We start from the raw sequence: 17,948 nt of genomic DNA, 5'->3' as shown, positions 1-17,948 counted from the left end.
TAATATATTAACCTAAAGTAACTCTTTTGAAACCTGTAATTTCAACATTGAATCCTTTAACATAATCACCAACTTTTTTACTATCATCTTTGATGAAGTTTTGATCTAATAAAGCTTTTTCTTGATCTAAAGTAGTGTTGTCAGAGATGAAACGTTGTACTTTTCCTGGAACAATTTTATCCCAAATTTGTTCTGGTTTACCTTCAGCTTTTAATTCAGCTTTAGCATCTTCCTCAGCTTGTTTTAAAACTTCTTCAGTTAATTGAGAGTAAGAAATGTATTTAGGAACATTTTTTAAAGTTTTTCCTAAACGTGCAGCTTCTTCATTTTCTTTTTCGATTACAGCAATACGAGCAGCAAGTTCAGAAGCAACGAAAGCAGGATCAAAATCTTTGTAAGATAATGTATCAGCTCCCATAGAAGCAACTTGCATAGAAACATCTTTTGTTAAAGTCTCAGCATTAGCGATTGGAGAAGAAATAGCTGTTAAAGCAGCAATTTTGTTTACGTGAACATAAGATCCAACGTAAGCACCTTCTAAAATTTCAAAGCCACCGATTTCGATTTTTTCACCGATAACACCAGTTTGCTCGATTAATTTTTCAGCAACAGTAATTCCATTGAAATCTGAAGCTAAGAATTCTTCTTTAGAAGAGAAGTTAATAGCTCTTTCAACTAAATCTTTAGCTAAAGTTACGAAAGCCTCATTTTTACCTACGAAATCTGTTTCACAGTTCAAAGTTAAAATAGCTCCTTTAGTGTGGTCAGCATTAACAAAAGAAACAGCAGCTCCTTCAGAAGACTCACGGTCAGAACGGTTAGCAGCAACTTTTTGTCCTTTTTCTCTAAGGACTTGTATAGCTTTATCGAAATCTCCATCAGCTTCAACTAAAGCTTTTTTACAGTCCATCATTCCGGCACCTGTAGATTGTCTTAATTTATTTACGTCTGCAGCAGTAATTGTTGCCATAATATTTTGAATTTTAATGTTAAAAGTAAAAATTCCAGCTTTTAAATCCCAAACTCCAATTTTAATAAATTATCAACATAACGTTTTTAATTTTTTTTCTTGGATTTTGGAATTTAAAATTTGGAATTTAAAATTTGATTTATTCTTCAGTTGCAGGAGCAGCAGCTTCAGCTTCAACAGCAGGAGCAGCTTCTTCAGCAGTTTCAACTTCTTTTTCAGAACCTCTGTCAGAAAGACCTTCGATTACTGCAGTAGTTACTAAAGATAAAATTTTGTCAATTGATTTAGAAGCGTCATCATTTGCTGGAATCACGTAATCAACCTCTCTTGGGTCAGAATTCGTATCAACCATTGCGAAAACTGGAATGTTTAATTTTTGAGCTTCTTTTATTGCGATGTGTTCAGCTTTGATATCTACTACGAACAATGCTGCAGGTAGTCTAGACATATCAGCAATTGAACCTAAGTTTTTCTCTAATTTAGCACGTAGACGATCAACTTGCAAACGCTCTTTTTTAGATAGAGTGTTGAAAGTACCATCTTTCTTCATTTTATCAATAGAAGACATTTTTTTAACTGCCTTTCTGATAGTTACGAAGTTAGTTAGCATTCCACCTGGCCATCTTTCAGTGATGTAAGGCATGTTTGCAGCTTTTGCTTTATCAGCAACGATGTCTTTTGCTTGTTTTTTGGTAGCTACGAATAAAATTTTTCTACCTGATGCAGCGATTTTTTTCAAAGCTTCATTAGCTTCTTCAATTTTAGCTGCAGTTTTATATAGATTGATAATGTGAATACCATTACGCTCCATATAAATGTAAGGAGCCATGTTTGGATCCCATTTTCTAGTCATGTGTCCGAAGTGAACACCTGCTTCTAGTAATTCTTTTACTTCTATTTTGTTTGCCATTTTTGTACTAGTTTACGTTCTGTTGATTAGCAATGTGTTTTGGCTTTAGGCGCTAAGCTGTAAGCTTTAGGCTTCGAGCATTGACTTTAAGACTTTCGACTTTAAGACTCAACCCATTTAGATGCTAAACTATATCCTACCTCGATAGGAGAGCAACAATAACTGTGTTTTTTAATTTCAATAAATAATTGATAATGTCTTGTCCCATTTGAACAAGACAGGTAATATTAACGTTTAGAGAATTGGAATCTCTTACGAGCTTTCTTCTGACCGAATTTCTTACGTTCAACCATTCTTGGGTCTCTTGTTAATAAACCTTCTGGTTTAAGGATTCCTCTGTTTTCAGCGTTAACTTCACACATTACGCGTGCTAATGCCATTCTTACAGCTTCTGCCTGACCAGTTGTACCACCTCCGTAAACGTTTACTTTAACATCAAAGTTGTTTACATTTTCTGTCATAGACAATGGTTGTAAAACTTTGTATTGTAAAGTTGCAGTTGGAAAGTAAGTTGCGAATTCTTTTTTGTTTACAGTGATATTTCCTGTTCCTTCAGAAACGTATACACGTGCAACAGCGGTTTTTCTTCTACCGATTTTGTGAATAACTCCCATTACTTAAGATCATTTAGGTTAACAGTTCTAGGTTTTTGAGCTCCGTGTTTGTGCTCAGATCCTACAACAACATTTAGATTTCTAAAAAGTTCTGCTCCTAATTTGTTTTTAGGTAACATACCTTTTACAGCTTTTTCTACTAATAATGCAGGGTTTTTAGCTTGCAATACTTTAGCAGTTAAAGTTCTTTGTCCTCCTGGGTAACCTGTATGACGCATGTAAATTTTGTCATTCAATTTTGTACCTGTAAGGTTAATTTTTTCTGAGTTGATAACAATTACGTTATCTCCACAGTCAACGTGCGGTGTGTAACTTGGCTTGTACTTACCTCTTAAGATCATTGCAACTTTAGAAGCAAGACGTCCTAAGTTATGACCTTCAGCGTCAACAACAATCCACTCTTTAGTTACAGTGGCTTTGCTAGCTGAAACTGTTTTGTAGCTTAATGCGTCCATAATATTATTTTAATTAAACATTCCATCCCCAATAAAGGGGATGCAAAAGTACAATTAATTATTTTAAAACCAAATACCTGAAAAGAATATTTTATGTACTGAAAATCAGGGCTTCAGTTTTTTAATAAATCAAGTCATAAAAAAAACCGTCTCACATTAAAGTAAGACGGTTCAGCATTTTTAGAAAAAAAATATTAGACAATAAAAATATTGGCAATATCGACTACTTGTTGTGTAGTTAATGGTTCGTCATAAGCTTCTGATCCAGCTGCCGCACCAAATGCTGTTGCAGTATTGAAGCCAGCCTGCATCGTTACACCCTCACCATCATAAACAGCTTGTGTGGCTGCCGGCATGCCAGCGCCTCGGTCAGAATTGGATATCCATCCTTTTAAACCTCGCAATCTTCTGACTTCAGAAGCATGACGAGCTTCAACAGAATGAATCTGAAGTGCTGCTGTTAATAAATCTGGTGTAGTAATAAGATTTGCGGCTTGTCCTTTATAGGCTCGTACGCCTGTATCTTCAAAAGCTTGTGCCAAAGCTAAAAAGGTTGGATAATCATTAAAAGGATCAAAAGCGCCGCCAACTGTAAAGTCAAATGTAGGTTTTGGTACAAAATTAGCACTTGCTGTACCGCCAAGTCCTGCGATCAAAAATTTCACATGATCAGATTCGTGAGCTGCGATCTGCTGAAATACTTTTAAATCACGTCCGCCATTTTCAGATGCCGGAATTACTCCAGAATCTAATGCCATAGCATAAAATTCATTTTCAAGATATTCTAATGTTAATGCAAATTGCAAAGCCCCAATAGGAGTGGCAGGTGTTGCTGTAATATCTTTTGCAAATGCTTTATTAGTAAGAGCCGATAATCCGAATGGGATTGATGCTAAGGCTAAATTTTTTCCGATATTCCCAAACTGCGAAAAACTGTCTCTTCTTGAGCCTGTGCTTTTCATTAAATTGTCGTCAGTAAAGGTTTCTATAAATTTTAAAATGTTCATAATTTCTAAGTTTTACTGGTTAAGATTAAGGAAGGTATTTAGCTGTAAATTTTGTAGTAATAAAATTGGCTGCAATCGGCAGGATTTTAGATGGATCTTTAGCATCATCTAAACCTGTTGACATATTTACAATATCATCTCCGGCAAAATCTTTTGAATTCGGATTAATTAAACTTCTAATTGCTGAAGCATGTCTGGCCTCAACAGAAACAATTTTTCCAGCTAATAATAAGTAGTCAGCCGTTTTGATCAATTTTCCTGCTCCATTATAAGCAGCAACTCCAGTATCTTCAAGTGCCTTTGCAGTTGCTAAAACTTCAGTACGGTTATTGAAATTTAGAGAGCCATAAGTAAAAGCCAAAGAAGGAAGTAATTGAGAATTTGGATCAGGAAGTGCTCCAGTCAAAGCAGCTTTGAAAAAATCTCTATGAACTACTTCATGATGATATAAATCTGTTAGAACTTGACGTTCTATATCATTAAATACAGTATTGAAACTGCTCGCGTTTACAACTTTAGTATAAAAATCTGCTTCTAACTGCTCTAAAGCGTAAGCGTAGGTTAGGACTCCAAAATCACCAGAGCCTAAATCAAAAACACCATTTCTTACTCCAGGTAAAGAAGTGTCTTCTATTGGGTTATCGTTATCATTGTCGCTGCAGCCAGCTAAAACTAAACCTGTGGTCACTAATGTTAATCCACTGAGCTTAAGAAAGCTCCTTCTGCTATTCAGTGAAGGATCAACTTCATGAATTTTAACTTCGTTTTTCATAATCTAGGTTTTTATTAAGGTTAATAACATTGTATTAAGCTTATTAACGAAATTTTTGTAGGTACGGTTTCAGAAAAATCCTCTTTTTTTATTTTATTTCGAATTGAGCATATAATTTCAAATACTGGTAGTTGTTTTTTGTTTTATTTTCGGTAATTCTACTATATTTGTATTAATTACATAAACTTTTATTAGATGAAAGCTAAAGCAACTCTAAAACAAATTGCGAAGGAACTAGGAGTTTCTGTGTCTACAGTGTCAAAAGCGCTTAACGACAGTCCGGAAATAAGTGAGCAGACGAAGGTGAAGATTAAGGAGTATGCCAAACTCAAAAATTATAAGCCGAATGTTATTGGTCTGAATTTAAAGAATCGTAAAACTAAAACCATTGGAGTTATTATTCCGAATATTCTAAATTCTTTCTTTGCGAAAGTTTTTAGCGGTATTGAGAAAGTTGCCGATAAAAAAGGATATAATGTAATTACTTGTATTTCTAATGAATCTCTTGAAAAAGAAGTTCATACTTTAGAGATGTTGAGCAACGGGACTATCGACGGGTTTATTTTGTCTGTTTCTCAAGAAGCTCAAAAATTGCAGGACTACAATCATTTCTCTGAAATAATTAATGATGGAACTCCAATAGTAATGTTCGACCGTATTGCTGACGAAGTAGATTGTGATAAAGTGGTTGTAGATGATTTTGATTCAGCTTTAAACTCTACGCAACATTTAATTAATTTAGGATGTAAAAATATTGCACTTATTTCTTCTGTAGATAATTTGAGTGTTGGGAAACTGAGAGCAGACGGATATTTGAAAGCGTTAAAAGACAATAATATTCCAGTAAACGAAAAAATTATTCTTCGAACCGATTCTGAAGATGATATGAAAGCTAAAATAGATTCGCTTTTTGATCATAAAATCGACGGAATTTTTGCTTTGGATGAAAATGATTCAGTTGCTGCTTTAAGAGTGAGTTTGAAAAAAGGATACAGAGTTCCTGAAGATATATCAATAATAGGTTTCGCAGACGGAATTTTAGCTTCGAGACGTTTGTCACCAAGTTTGACTACTATAAGTCAGCATGGTGTTGAAATTGGAGAAACTGCTGCAAAAAGATTAATCGAAAGATTAGAAGAACCAGAAGGAACAATTTCAGAATATGAAACCATCGTAATTAAGACGAAATTGAAAGAACGAGAGTCTACGAGAAAAGTTTAGTCAATAAAATATTATAGATAAAAAAGGACCACTCGAAAGAATAGTCCTTTTTTTTGTGTTCGTTCCTTGCAAGGACAAGATTGCGTAGATTTATAAATCTAAAATTAGATTAATGCGCTTCTAACCAGTCTTTACCGATTCCAATTTCAACCTCCAACGGAACTATCATTTTAAATGCATTTTCCATTTCGTGTTTAATCATTGGCTGGATTTTTTCGAGTTCATCATTGTGAACATCGAACACAAGCTCATCATGCACTTGAAGCAGCATTCTCGATTTCCAGTTTTCGTCTTGTAATTTTTTATGAATATTGATCATTGCAATTTTGATAACATCTGCCGCACTTCCTTGAATTGGTGCATTTACAGCATTTCGCTCGGCGGCACTTCTAACAACAGCATTTGCAGAGTTGATATCTTTAAGATAACGACGACGTCCTAAAATTGTCTGTACGTAACCATTTTCACGAGCAAATTCAACCTGATCCTGAATGTATGATTTTAATCTCGGATATGTTTTGTAATATGCATCGATCAAAGAGGCACTTTCACCGCGGGATAATGAAGTTTGATTGCTTAAACCGAAAGCAGAAACACCATATATAATTCCGAAGTTTACGGTTTTAGCGTTGCTTCTTTGTTCGCGCGAAACTTCTTCTAAGGCCACATCAAAAACTTTAGCGGCTGTAGCTCTGTGAATATCTTCTCCATTTTGAAAAGCAGCAATCATATTTTCTTCTCCGCTTAAAGCGGCAATAATTCTTAATTCGATTTGCGAGTAATCGGCAGAAATTAAAGTGTGATTTTCATCGCGAGCAATAAATGCTTTACGAATCTGACGGCCTCTTTCGGTACGAATCGGAATGTTTTGCAGATTCGGATTATTAGAACTTAAACGTCCTGTTGCAGCAACAGTCTGCATATAATCCGTATGAACGCGTAAAGTCTTTTTGTCAACTTGTTCCGGCAAAGCCATGATGTAAGTACTTTGCAGTTTCACCATTTGACGCCAGTCCAAAATTTGTTTTACAATTGGATTGTCATTAGCTAAATAAGTCAAAACTTCTTCTCCAGTTGCATATTGACCCGTTTTGGTTTTCTTTTGCTTTGCGCCGCCAATTTTAAGTTTATCAAATAAAATGTCTCCTAATTGTTTTGGAGAAGCCAAATTGAATTTCTCGCCGGCAGTTTCGTATATTTTTTCTTCTAAAGATTTGATTTCAACATCCATCTCTGTAGACATTTGTTTTAAGAAATCAACATCAAGACGAATTCCTTCTGTTTCCATCGCAGCTAAAACGCTTACTAATGGAATTTCGATTTCATCAAATAACTTTTTAGTTTCTGTTTTGTCTAGTTCAGCGGTAAAAATTTCTTTTAATTGTAAAGTAATATCAGCATCTTCAGCAGCATATTCTTTAATATCTTCTAAAGGAACATCACGCATGTTAAGCTGATTTTTTCCTTTTTTTCCAATTAAAGTTTCAATAGATTTAGGAGAATATTTTAAATACGTTTCTGCTAAAATATCCATATTATGACGCATATCTGGATTAATCAGATAATGCGCAATCATGGTGTCAAAAAGTTTACCTTTTACGGTAACGCCGTAATTAGCCAGAATTTTTAAATCGTATTTTAAGTTTTGCCCGATTTTCTCAATATTTTCATTTTCAAAAAACGGAACGAATTTGTCAACTAAAGCCTGTGCCTCTTCTTGGCTTTCCGGAAACGGTACATAAAAGGCTTTTCCTTTTTCGTATGAGAAAGACATTCCAACAAGTTCTGCATGCAAAGCATCGATTCCTGTGGTTTCTGTATCAAAACAAACAGAAGTCTGTTTTTGTAAATTCTGTAGAAGCAATTTAATACCTAAATCACCTTGAATAGTTTGATAAGAATGTTCAGTATTTTCTAAAGTATTGTAAAATGAATTTCTAGCAGCTTCAGCGCTTTCGTCTAAAGTAGTTCCGCCTCCGCCAAAAAGGTCAAATTGATCTTCGTTTTTAGGCTGTGGCTTTTTGTATAATTTGGCATCAGATGCTGGAGTAGAACTTGCTAATTCATTTCCGCCTCCAACTTTAAATAAATTATCAAACTGCTCAGCCATTCTTCTAAATTCCAATTCCTGAAAAATAGCATCTGTTTTTTCGATATCAGGACGTGAAAGTTCATAGTCGTCTTCATTAAAAACAACATCACAGTCACATATAATAGTTGCGAGTTTTTTAGAGAGAATACCTTTGTCTTTATTAGCTTCGATATTTTCTTTCATTTTTCCTTTTAGTAAATGTGTGTTTTCTAAAAGGTTTTCCATTGTGCCAAATTCTTTCAAGAACTTTTTAGCGGTTACTTCGCCAACACCAGGCAATCCAGGAATGTTATCCACAGCGTCGCCCATCATTCCAAGAAAATCAATTACTTGTTCAGGTCTTTCCACTTCAAATTTGGCTAAAACCTCAGGAATTCCCCAAATTTCGATTCCGTTACCCATTCGGGCAGGTTTGTACATAAATATATTTTCAGAAACCAATTGTGCAAAATCCTTATCAGGTGTTACCATGTAAACCTTATAATTTTGTTTTTCGGCTTGTTTGGCAATTGTTCCAATTAAGTCATCGGCTTCACATCCTGCGATTTCAATAATCGGAATGTGCATGGCTTTTAATAATTCTTGAATATAAGGAATGGCAATTTTAATAGCCTCTGGCGTTGCATCACGATTGGCTTTATATTCAGCAAACATTTCGGTTCTTACCTGACTTCCTTCTTTGTCAAAAGCAACAGCTAAATGATCTGGTTTTTCTCTTTTAATAACATCTAAAAGGGAATTCATAAATCCCATAATTGCAGATGTATCCATTCCTTTTGAGTTGATTCTCGGGTTTTTTATAAAGGCATAATAACCACGAAAAATTAATGCGTAAGCATCTAGAAGAAAAAGACGTTTTTGAGTTGACATATAAAAAATATTAGTCTGTAAAAATAAACAATTGGGTTTTTAAAAATTAGACTAATAAGATTTTTTTTCATCACATAAGTTATATAAGGACATTTAACTTTGTAGATATTCATAAACTTTAAATACACCACGCTAAAATGAAGTTCTATATTATATGGTAGGAAAAAATGCAAAGAGTTAATATCAAGTTAAATTTTTTTATTCGGTGATTTCTTCATGATCTCTTCATTTTTCGAAGGTAATTTTGATCTGTAAAATAAAAAGTTATTAATTTAAATACTTAGAAATCATGAGAAATTTATTAATGTTATTAGTAGCAGTTTTAGGAACAAGTGCAATGGTTCAAGCTTTTCCAGCAAAAAATGGAAAAGAAGCTCCAGCTAAAGAGGTGAAAGCAACAAAACATCCTAAACACAAATCTGATAAAAAAGCAAAATCAGAAAAAACAGAAGCTCCAAAAACTGAAGCCCCAAAAACAGAAACTGCAAAAGTGAAAAAATAATGTTGCTTTTTGTTTTGTTTTCGAAGATTGTAAGGAAGCAAAACAGGAAGGATAATTATGAAGAATGAAGGTGGTAAAAGCTGATGAAGAAATTTGTCAGCTTTTTTCGTTAATGTTTTAATAATGCAGATTTTTCTTCTTTTAAATGATTAATTTTAATTTCGCTTAAGCACATTTTTTATGAATATTTTGATTGTTGAAGATAATCGTGAACTTGCGGTAGAGGTTTATGATTTTTTGTGTAATGCAGGATATATATGTAAAATCACGCATACCTGCAGCGATGCTTTAGAAGAGTTTAGCAGTAATGATTATGATGCGATGCTGTTAGATTTAGGACTTCCTGACGGAGATGGTTTTGAGGTATTGCAGACTGTTAGAAAAACAAAATCAAAAATGGCGGTTATTGTGTTAACGGCAAGAGGGGAGCTTGATGATAGAATTAATGGTCTGCATTTAGGTGCCGATGATTACTTAACAAAACCTTTTGCGTTAACAGAGCTTGGCGCAAGATTGTTTGCCGTTATTCGAAGAATACACGGCTTTACTTTAAATACACTTTCTATTAATGGCTTTGTATTACAGCTGCAAGATTACAAAGTAAGTTTCAATGATAATCCGATCAATCTTACGAAAAAGGAATTTGATATTTTTCAATATTTGGTTTTAAATAAAAATCGGGTAATTACTCGTTTGCAGCTTACCGAACATATTTGGGGAGATATTTTAGAAGTAAATTCAGATTCTAATTTTATTGATGTCCATGTTCGAAATCTCAGAAAAAAACTTGACAAACACGCACCTATAGATTGGTTCGAAACCGTTCGAAACGTTGGATATCGTATAAACGAATAAATCAATTTTTGTGAAGATAAAACATCAATTAGCTATTTTTAATGCACTGACAAGATTGTTGGTGATTTTGATTTTATGGCTGATGCTGCCTATTTTGGTAGAAAATGTAGTTTATCATCATATTAATAATAGTCTGCTGGAGAAAAAGAAGAAATTTATTGAACATTTGAACCAAAAAGAAATCAATGATTTTATAGAAAATCCAAATGATTCCACGGAGACTTTTTCAGAGTTTTCGACTCTTCACAGTGAGTTTTTAGTACTGTCCCGCGTGCCCATAAAACCACATCAGAAAAAAACAACTTTTAGCAATGATTATCGTGAAATTGAAGGTGAAGAAAATGAATACCGAATTTTGCAGCATCATTTTACTTATGAGGGCCAAGATTATCAACTGGAAATTGGGAGCAGCCTTAGTGAAGTAAATGATTTAACTTTTGTTATTCGATTCTTTATTATTGTGGTTTTTGTTGTAATACTCTTTATTACTTTTTTGGCTGATACGTTTTATATTGAATATCTTCTCAAACCTTTTTATAAAATCATTGATACAAAAATCAGACGGGTAAACGAACCAGATGCATTTGATCATACTCCTATAAAAGCTGGTTCAAGAGATTTCCGCGAACTTGATTTTGTTTTAAATCAAATGATGGATCGTATTTCAGAAGTTTTTAAAAAAGAAAAACAATTCATTTCTAATGTTTCGCACGAACTTCTAACGCCAATTGCACTGCTTAAAAACAAACTTGAAAACTTATTGCAGAATGAATCTTTAAATGACAACGCAGTCGATAAAATTGCAGGCTCATTAAAGACATTAGATATGCTAAAAAAAATCATCAATAATTTATTGCTTATTTCTAGAATAGATAACAATCAATATGAAGCAAATGAAGAAATTAATCTGCGTGAGGTAGTTCTGGATTTGCAAGAAGATTTAGAAGACCGTATTGATGACAAAGAAATTCAGTTTGTAAATCGAATGCAAAACGATTTTGTTTTTACAGGCAACAAAACCTTAATACATATTCTTATTTATAATTTGGTTATAAATGCCATAAAATACAATAAGCCCAAAGGCAGTATTTTTATAGAAGACGGATTTGTTGACGAATATTATTTTATTTCGGTCAAAGATTCTGGAATTGGAATGGAAGAATCACAGCTGGAAAAAATATTCAGCAGATTTGCACGAATCAGCTCAGATCAAGAAGGACAAGGGTTAGGACTTCCAATTGCTCAAAGTATTGCTTCTTTTCACCGTGTTCAAATCAAGGTTGAATCTGTTTTAAACCAAGGAACTGTTTTTACGTTATTATTTGAAAAAGCTAATTAAAAGTTAAAATTTGTTGTAAGACTTTATCTTCATTTTGTCTTCATTTTACGATTATATCTTTGACTTATAAATAATGAAATAATAATCAAAAAAAATCAGATCATGAAAAAATTAGCAATTTTAGCAGTAGCAGTATTAGGAACATTTTCAATGGTAAACGCTCAAACAACTCCAGCGCCAGCAACTCAAACAAAAGAAGCAAAAGCTCCTAAACAAGATAAAAAAGCACACAAAAAAGCAAAAGGTGAGAAAAAAGCTGAAACTACAAAAGCAGAAGCACCAAAAGCAAAATAAAACGGCACTAATTGTCGTAGACTAAAATAGTTTTAAAAGGTTGGTAGATTAAAGCTGAAAGAGCCATCTTTCAGCTTTTTTATTTTTTAATAGCGTTAAATTTTTTATAATAAAAAGCTATAAAATTTCCATTCTTTGTTACTTTGCTTAAAACTATAACAAATGATTTTTCGTTTTGTAATTCTATGCGCTCTTTTCTTATTTATTGAGTTTTATTCGTATCAGGCTTTTCGAACTTTAATTAAAGTTAGATGGGCTTTAGTAAGTTACCAAGTTATAAGCTTACTGCTTTTAATTTTTATCATTTATTCTTTCACACAGTTTGATCGATCTGTTGGGCAAACTAAGCAGACCATGTTTACTATGGGTTTAATGCTCTTGGTTTATGTGCCAAAGATTGTGCTGACATTGGTAATGTTTGGAGAGGATATTTTTAGAATAGGAGCAAGTATATTGAATTACTTCATGTACAATACGCCAAGAAAAGAGATGATGCCGGATCGTAGAAAATTTGTGAGTCAAATTGCTTTAGGTCTTGCGGCAGTTCCTTTTTTGTCTTTGATTTATGGAATTTTTGAAGGTAAATATAATTTCAAAGTTTTTAAACAAACAATATTTTTTCCAGATCTTCCAGATGCTTTTGATGGTTTTAAAATCACTCAGATTTCAGATGTTCACAGCGGAAGCTTCGATAATCCAGAAAAAATAAATTATGCTATTGATTTGATCAATGCGCAGGAATCAGATATGATTTTATTTACGGGAGATATTGTAAATACACATGCAAAAGAAATGCATCCTTGGCTGGAGACTTTTAACCGTATTAAAGATTATAAATATGGAAAGTTTTCGGTCTTAGGAAATCATGATTACGGTGAATATGTGACATGGCCTTCTGAAAAAGAAAAAGACGAAAATTTTCAGCAGATTAAAAAGTTATACGATCAAATCGGCTTTAAACTTTTACTAAACGAACATACTTATATTCAAAAAGGAGAGGATAAAATTGCTCTTATTGGTGTAGAAAACTGGGGCGTAAATTTTAAAAAAGCAGGAGATCTTAATAAAGCTTCGGATGGTGTGAATCAAGATGATTTTAAAGTTTTAATGAGCCATGATCCAAGTCATTGGGAAGCTGAAATTAAAAATCATCCAAAGAACTTTCACCTGACTCTTGCTGGACATACGCACGGTATGCAGTTCGGAATTGAAATTCCAGGATATTTTAAATGGAGTCTGGCACAATATATTTATAAACAATGGGCAGGCTTGTACGAAAATGTTGGAAGATACGTTTATGTTAACCGTGGATTTGGTTTTCATGCCTATCCAGGACGAGTTGGTATTATGCCCGAAATAACGGTTATTGAACTAAAAAAAGGCCGTAATGTCGCTTAATTCGTTAAAAATGCTAAATTTGTATTATATTTATTTCTTTTTATAGATTTAAAAAACTTAAAATTTTTGGTTTTATGTCAAAATTTGGAGAACTAATAAATGCTCAAGTTCCAGTGTTAATTGATTTTTACACCGATTGGAATGAATCTTCTGTTTCTATGCATCCTGTGATTAAGGATGTTGCTGCAGCGCTTGGTGATAAAGCTAAAGTGATTAAAATTGATGTAGATAAAAATCAGGAATTAGCAGAAGCACTTCGTATTAAAGGACTTCCAACCTTAATGATTTATAAGGAGGGGCAAATGATTTGGAGGCAGTCTGGAGAGCTTGATGCGAATACTATAATAGGAATTGTTCAAGAACAATTTAACGTCTAAAACTCTCTTTTTGATGTTGTCTTAGTGAATAATGTCAAATTTATACCCGTTTTCCTTTAAAAAATGAAGTGTTCGCGGTAAAGCAAATCTTAAATTTGGAGAAGCTTTAATACTGTCATGGAAAACAATTACACTGCCTGATTTTACGTTTTTTGTTACGTTTTCAAGGCATTTTTCAGGAGTGATGCTTTGATCAAAGTCAGCGCTCAAAACATCCCACATTACTATTTTATAGCCTAATTTTCTTAGCACTTTCGATTGCGCTTTTTTGATTTTTCCGTAAGGAGGACGAAACAGCAAACGATTAGGAGTTTTTTCTTGTTCGTCTAAAACCTCTGCGCAGTTTTTTACATTTTCAATATATTCATTGGTATGAATTTTCCATCCATTTACATGATTCATGGTGTGGTTTCCAATAGAATGACCATCTGTAATTAGCTTTTCAAATAAAGCTAGATTGGCTTTAATGTTTTTTCCAATGCAGAAAAAAGTTGCTTTTGCATCAAATTTTTTTAATTCAGATAAAACCCAGTCAGTAATTTCTGGAGTAGGGCCGTCATCAAAAGTTAGGTATATTTTCTTTTCATTGTTAGGAATGTCCCAGCAATATTTAGAAAATACCCTTTTTATAAATGAATTTGTTTTTACCCAATAAAAGCTCATCTTGAATTGAATTTACATTGTACGTAAAATTAAAAAATGCAGCGCTATTTATCAAACAGCGCTGCATTTTTTTAATTGTTAAGATTTTCGTATATTATCTATTCTTTTTCGCGTCCAAAACGTTCAAAAACATTTACATAAGTATTAAATGTCGTTTTATGTTTGTTGTAAAAAGCAGTGTCTTTATTGTCCTGCATAACATGCAGTAAACTTCTGTAACGTTCAATATCTGTAATAATATCTACTGCTAAATCAGTTTGGTCAGAAGGAGTTAAAGTACTGTAATAGTTTAAATCCTCTTTGTATTTTTGAACCAATTTGTTTAAAAGGTCTTGTGCTTTTGCAGTTTCACCAACTTTATAATAACCATCGGCAAAAGGTTCAACTAAAGAATAATAGCCAAATTTGTCTAAAGGCATTTTGGTTATAGCTAAATTAATCACTTTTTTAGCTTTGTCAATTTTACCTTCTTCAATAAGCTGGTTCATCAATCTTGAAAGATTCGTGCGATAAGTAATGCTGTTTCTTCTTGTTTCAGGGTCGTGGTAAATTTTTTCGCTTTCGCTGTTACCCCAATCCCATTTCATTACAATATCATACATTTTATCTGCATCTATTTGTCCCATATCTAATGGACCTCCGTCTTTAGAAGGAGTATTTTTTACAGGAACCAATTTGTAAACCATTCCGTCTAACTGCAGATAATCTTTTAACCATAAATAATCTTCATCATCAAAAGCACCTCCGCTAAAATAAATCGGTCTTTTCCAATTGTTATTAGCTAAGATATCAAGCATCATTAATCGGTTTTTGTACAATGCACCTCCTTTAATATTAATGTCTAAATAAGGAACAATAGAATCATTGTATTTAGGATTAACCACTTTGTTTTTGATGATGGTATTTTTATCAACGTTCACTCTAATTTTGTTAGTTGGGTAGAAATGAATTGTCTGTCCATTTTGTAAACCAACAGTTGATTTAGGATTTTTGATAAAATCTATAAAATCATTAATATTCCAGCGAGTGTCAATTTTTTGAATATAAGCAACATAATCCAGTTTATCTCCTACATATTGGTCATGTGTGAAAGAAATAGGAAGCGCATTAGATTCATACGATTTGGCTTTCATTTGATCGATGTACCAATCAGTCATAAATAAACTTGTATTTACGATTTTGACGTCTGTCCTGAAATGCTCAATCTCCTGCGCGTACCAAAGCGGGAATGTGTCGTTGTCTCCAATAGTAAATAAAATAGCATCTTTATCGCAAGAACTTAAATAAGCCTTTGCCATTGCTAAAGCTGTATATCTGTTAGATCTGTCATGATCGTCCCAGTTTTGAGCAGCCATTAAAATAGGAGCAGCCAGTAAGCTTCCTGCAATAATAACTGGTCCTGCAATTTTGGGAGCCAGATATTTTTGAATACTTTCATAGAGCGAATAAACACCAAAACCAATCCAGATCGCAAAGACATAGAAGGAGCCAACAAGAGCATAATCTCTTTCGCGAGGTTCAAAAGGTCTTTCGTTCAAATATATTTTTAATGCAATTCCTGTAAATAAGAATAAAGCCAAAAGAACATAAAAGCTTTTTAGATCTTTATTTGCGTGGTACATTAAACCAATTAAACCTAAGATAAATGGAAGGAAATAATATACATTACGTCCTTTATTGTTTAATACGTCTGAAGGTAAATTGTCCTGTGATCCTAAATGAATAGAATCTAAAGGTTTAATACCACTGATCCAGTTTCCGTCTAAATTATCATACTTACCTTGAACATCATTTTGACGTCCAACAAAATTCCACATCAAATATCTCCAGTACATATATCCAAATTGGTATTCGAACATAAAACCAAAATTGTCTGCTGTAGTTGGTTTTTCAATAATTAAATAGTCCTTGTAGCTTTGCAGGAATTTAACATAACCTTCGTTATCAATTTGTTTTTGAGCGTAAGCATGTCTAAATTCAGAAACAGTTTTTTCAACTTCATTGCGTAATTGAGCAGTAGCCTTATTGTATTCATCTTCGCTCAACTGGCTTGGGTCAATTCCGTATTTAGCTAAATCCTCTTCATAATCATAATTAGGGTTGATTTTGAATTTCGGAGGATTTGTAAAGTTGATATAATTTTGAATGTGAGGGGTATCTGTACTCCACATTCTAGGCAGAATTGTTTTCTGATTGTCATCAGAATTTTGCTCTGCGTTTTTATAATTGTTGGTAATAATATATTTACCAGTTTTATAATCTCTTTCGTAGTTAGGTTTTTTATCTAAATAAGGTGTTTTAGCATCAAGTCCAGAAAAAACTTCAGTATACTGAGGCCCATAAAACAAAGGATTTACACCATATTGTTCACGATTATAATACGCTAAAACCTCAATAGCATCTGAAGGTTTGTTTTCATTGATAACCGTATTAGCATTCGCACGAACAGGAAGCATCATCCAAGTAGAGAAACCAATCAGGATGAATAAAATACATAATATTATAGTGTTGTAAAATATTAAGCCTTTTTGTTTGGTAAATTTTAATCCAAAATAAAAGAAAGCGATAAATAACAACGCTACAAATATGGTTCCTGAATTAAAAGGAAGTCCCATGCTGTTTACCATAAAGATTTCGGTTTTTCCGAAAAAAGCCATGGTTAATGGAAGAAGTAATTTGAAAATAAATAATAAGATTCCAATAACAACAACATTAGCAATTAGAAAGTTCTTAATAGTAACTTTTTCATAGTGTTTGAAATAGTATAAAAATCCGATAGAAGGAATAGTTAGAAGAGCCATAAAGTGAACTCCAAACGAAAGTCCGACAACTAAAGAAATAATTAAAAGCCATTTATTTCCTTTTGGTTTGTCCATGTCTTGTTCCCAGCGTAAGCCAAGCCAAAAAAGCAATGCAATTAATAAAGATGCCATAGCATAAACCTCGGCTTCTACTGCATTAAACCAAAAACTGTCAGAAAAAGTATAAGCTAAAGCTCCAACAAAAGAGCTTCCTAAAATAACAATCGAATTATTTTGATCAATCTCGGCAAAACGAGCTACAATCTTTTTTAAGATCATAGATGAAGACCAAAACATAAATAATATAGTGAAAGCGCTAGAAAAAACAGACATCATGTTAACCATTAGAGCTACATGCTGGGCATCAATCGCAAACATTGCAAAAAATGCACCCATCATTTGAAAAAGAGGAGCTCCCGGTGGGTGGCCTACTTCAAGTTTGGCAGCGGTAGCGATATATTCTCCGCAATCCCAAAAGCTCATTGTAGGTTCAACTGTTAAAGTGTAAGTAATTAAAGCGATTGCAAATGCAAACCAACCAATAATTGTATTCCATTTATTGAAATTGAATTGTGCCATATTTAGGTGTTAAAAATTTGAATGTTTTCTATCCTACAAAGAAAATGTTTTTTTGTGTAAAGAAACGAGCATTAACAAAAAATTCTACAAAACTATCTCCAAAAAGTAATGTATTGTATATTAAGTGTTTCTGTAGTCATAGGGGATTTTTAAATTAAAAAAAGCAAAAAAAATCATTTTTTTTGCTCGAAAAGTTTGCACAAACTAAATAAAGCCTTAAATTTGCACT

General features: G+C 33.1%; 16 protein-coding genes. 7 read left to right on the top strand and 9 right to left on the bottom strand.

Features of this window, described 5'->3' with window-relative positions; translation table 11 throughout:
* Positions 1-7: 7 nt before the first annotated feature.
* The 6 genes from tsf to ASE40_RS12835 all read right to left on the bottom strand — a co-directional run bounded on the left by tsf (position 8) and on the right by ASE40_RS12835 (position 4,728).
* Positions 8-970 carry a translation elongation factor Ts gene (gene tsf / locus ASE40_RS12860; protein WP_057117476.1) on the bottom strand — a complete coding sequence of 321 codons (963 nt, stop codon included), beginning with the start codon at positions 968-970 and terminating at the stop codon, positions 8-10.
* A 139-nt stretch (positions 971-1,109) separates the two neighbouring features.
* The gene (gene rpsB, locus ASE40_RS12855) at positions 1,110-1,880 is read right to left on the bottom strand and encodes a 30S ribosomal protein S2 (RefSeq protein ID WP_057117475.1); all 771 of its coding nucleotides are present in this window, start codon (positions 1,878-1,880) and stop codon (positions 1,110-1,112) included.
* 227 nt (positions 1,881-2,107) lie between these two features.
* Positions 2,108-2,494: a 30S ribosomal protein S9 gene (rpsI, locus tag ASE40_RS12850; protein WP_012023687.1), complete on the bottom strand. Its 387-nt coding sequence runs from the start codon at positions 2,492-2,494 to the stop codon at positions 2,108-2,110.
* Complete coding sequence (rplM, locus tag ASE40_RS12845) at positions 2,494-2,949, bottom strand: 50S ribosomal protein L13 (RefSeq protein ID WP_057117474.1); 456 nt, start codon at positions 2,947-2,949, stop codon at positions 2,494-2,496. Before rplM ends, rpsI begins: the two co-directional genes overlap by 1 nt.
* Positions 2,950-3,143: 194 nt before the next feature.
* Positions 3,144-3,956, bottom strand: coding sequence for a ferritin-like domain-containing protein (locus ASE40_RS12840; RefSeq protein ID WP_057117473.1), 813 nt, complete (start codon positions 3,954-3,956; stop codon positions 3,144-3,146).
* 25 nt (positions 3,957-3,981) lie between these two features.
* On the bottom strand, positions 3,982-4,728 hold the full coding sequence (locus ASE40_RS12835; protein ID WP_057117472.1) for a ferritin-like domain-containing protein: 747 nt from the start codon (positions 4,726-4,728) through the stop codon (positions 3,982-3,984).
* Between the two features lie 195 nt (positions 4,729-4,923).
* Between ASE40_RS12835 and ASE40_RS12830 the strand changes: the two genes are divergently transcribed.
* Positions 4,924-5,949, top strand: coding sequence for a LacI family DNA-binding transcriptional regulator (locus tag ASE40_RS12830; protein WP_057117471.1), 1,026 nt, complete (start codon positions 4,924-4,926; stop codon positions 5,947-5,949).
* Between the two features lie 109 nt (positions 5,950-6,058).
* Here the strand turns inward: ASE40_RS12830 and polA are convergent, their stop codons facing one another.
* Positions 6,059-8,911: a DNA polymerase I gene (polA, locus tag ASE40_RS12825; RefSeq protein ID WP_057117470.1), complete on the bottom strand. Its 2,853-nt coding sequence runs from the start codon at positions 8,909-8,911 to the stop codon at positions 6,059-6,061.
* 289 nt (positions 8,912-9,200) lie between these two features.
* Between polA and ASE40_RS12820 the strand changes: the two genes are divergently transcribed.
* From ASE40_RS12820 to ASE40_RS12795, 6 genes are all read left to right on the top strand, one after another.
* Complete coding sequence (locus tag ASE40_RS12820) at positions 9,201-9,413, top strand: hypothetical protein (protein ID WP_057117469.1); 213 nt, start codon at positions 9,201-9,203, stop codon at positions 9,411-9,413.
* Positions 9,414-9,593: 180 nt separating this feature from the next.
* The gene (locus tag ASE40_RS12815; protein WP_057117468.1) at positions 9,594-10,268 is read left to right on the top strand and encodes a response regulator transcription factor; all 675 of its coding nucleotides are present in this window, start codon (positions 9,594-9,596) and stop codon (positions 10,266-10,268) included.
* 10 nt (positions 10,269-10,278) lie between these two features.
* Positions 10,279-11,607, top strand: coding sequence for a sensor histidine kinase (locus ASE40_RS12810; RefSeq protein WP_241774366.1), 1,329 nt, complete (start codon positions 10,279-10,281; stop codon positions 11,605-11,607).
* Positions 11,608-11,709: 102 nt separating this feature from the next.
* Positions 11,710-11,901 (top strand): hypothetical protein, encoded by a 192-nt coding sequence (locus ASE40_RS12805; RefSeq protein ID WP_057117466.1) that lies wholly within the window; start codon positions 11,710-11,712, stop codon positions 11,899-11,901.
* Positions 11,902-12,063: 162 nt separating this feature from the next.
* Positions 12,064-13,299: a metallophosphoesterase gene (locus ASE40_RS12800; protein WP_057117465.1), complete on the top strand. Its 1,236-nt coding sequence runs from the start codon at positions 12,064-12,066 to the stop codon at positions 13,297-13,299.
* A 32-nt stretch (positions 13,300-13,331) separates the two neighbouring features.
* Complete coding sequence (locus ASE40_RS12795; RefSeq protein ID WP_262487377.1) at positions 13,332-13,676, top strand: thioredoxin family protein; 345 nt, start codon at positions 13,332-13,334, stop codon at positions 13,674-13,676.
* 21 nt (positions 13,677-13,697) lie between these two features.
* Here the strand turns inward: ASE40_RS12795 and ASE40_RS12790 are convergent, their stop codons facing one another.
* Together ASE40_RS12790 and ASE40_RS12785 are read right to left on the bottom strand one after the other, a co-directional pair.
* Positions 13,698-14,339, bottom strand: coding sequence for a polysaccharide deacetylase family protein (locus tag ASE40_RS12790; RefSeq protein ID WP_057117464.1), 642 nt, complete (start codon positions 14,337-14,339; stop codon positions 13,698-13,700).
* 98 nt (positions 14,340-14,437) lie between these two features.
* On the bottom strand, positions 14,438-17,719 hold the full coding sequence (locus tag ASE40_RS12785) for a DUF2723 domain-containing protein (RefSeq protein ID WP_057117463.1): 3,282 nt from the start codon (positions 17,717-17,719) through the stop codon (positions 14,438-14,440).
* Positions 17,720-17,948 lie beyond the last annotated feature (229 nt).

The organism is Flavobacterium sp. Root935 (assembly GCF_001429295.1).
GTDB lineage: Bacteria > Bacteroidota > Bacteroidia > Flavobacteriales > Flavobacteriaceae > Flavobacterium.
Note: the sequence above shows the minus strand (reverse complement) of the source record. Positions and strands in the feature narration are given on the sequence as shown.

Coding starts and splice junctions, on each gene's coding strand:
- tsf (WP_057117476.1), bottom strand. CDS start 970: ATGGCAACAATTACTGCTGCAGACGTAAATAAATTAAGACAATCTACA.
- rpsB (WP_057117475.1), bottom strand. CDS start 1,880: ATGGCAAACAAAATAGAAGTAAAAGAATTACTAGAAGCAGGTGTTCAC.
- rpsI (WP_012023687.1), bottom strand. CDS start 2,494: ATGGGAGTTATTCACAAAATCGGTAGAAGAAAAACCGCTGTTGCACGT.
- rplM (WP_057117474.1), bottom strand. CDS start 2,949: ATGGACGCATTAAGCTACAAAACAGTTTCAGCTAGCAAAGCCACTGTA.
- ASE40_RS12840 (WP_057117473.1), bottom strand. CDS start 3,956: ATGAACATTTTAAAATTTATAGAAACCTTTACTGACGACAATTTAATG.
- ASE40_RS12835 (WP_057117472.1), bottom strand. CDS start 4,728: ATGAAAAACGAAGTTAAAATTCATGAAGTTGATCCTTCACTGAATAGC.
- ASE40_RS12830 (WP_057117471.1), top strand. CDS start 4,924: ATGAAAGCTAAAGCAACTCTAAAACAAATTGCGAAGGAACTAGGAGTT.
- polA (WP_057117470.1), bottom strand. CDS start 8,911: ATGTCAACTCAAAAACGTCTTTTTCTTCTAGATGCTTACGCATTAATT.
- ASE40_RS12820 (WP_057117469.1), top strand. CDS start 9,201: ATGAGAAATTTATTAATGTTATTAGTAGCAGTTTTAGGAACAAGTGCA.
- ASE40_RS12815 (WP_057117468.1), top strand. CDS start 9,594: ATGAATATTTTGATTGTTGAAGATAATCGTGAACTTGCGGTAGAGGTT.
- ASE40_RS12805 (WP_057117466.1), top strand. CDS start 11,710: ATGAAAAAATTAGCAATTTTAGCAGTAGCAGTATTAGGAACATTTTCA.
- ASE40_RS12800 (WP_057117465.1), top strand. CDS start 12,064: ATGATTTTTCGTTTTGTAATTCTATGCGCTCTTTTCTTATTTATTGAG.
- ASE40_RS12790 (WP_057117464.1), bottom strand. CDS start 14,339: ATGAGCTTTTATTGGGTAAAAACAAATTCATTTATAAAAAGGGTATTT.
- ASE40_RS12785 (WP_057117463.1), bottom strand. CDS start 17,719: ATGGCACAATTCAATTTCAATAAATGGAATACAATTATTGGTTGGTTT.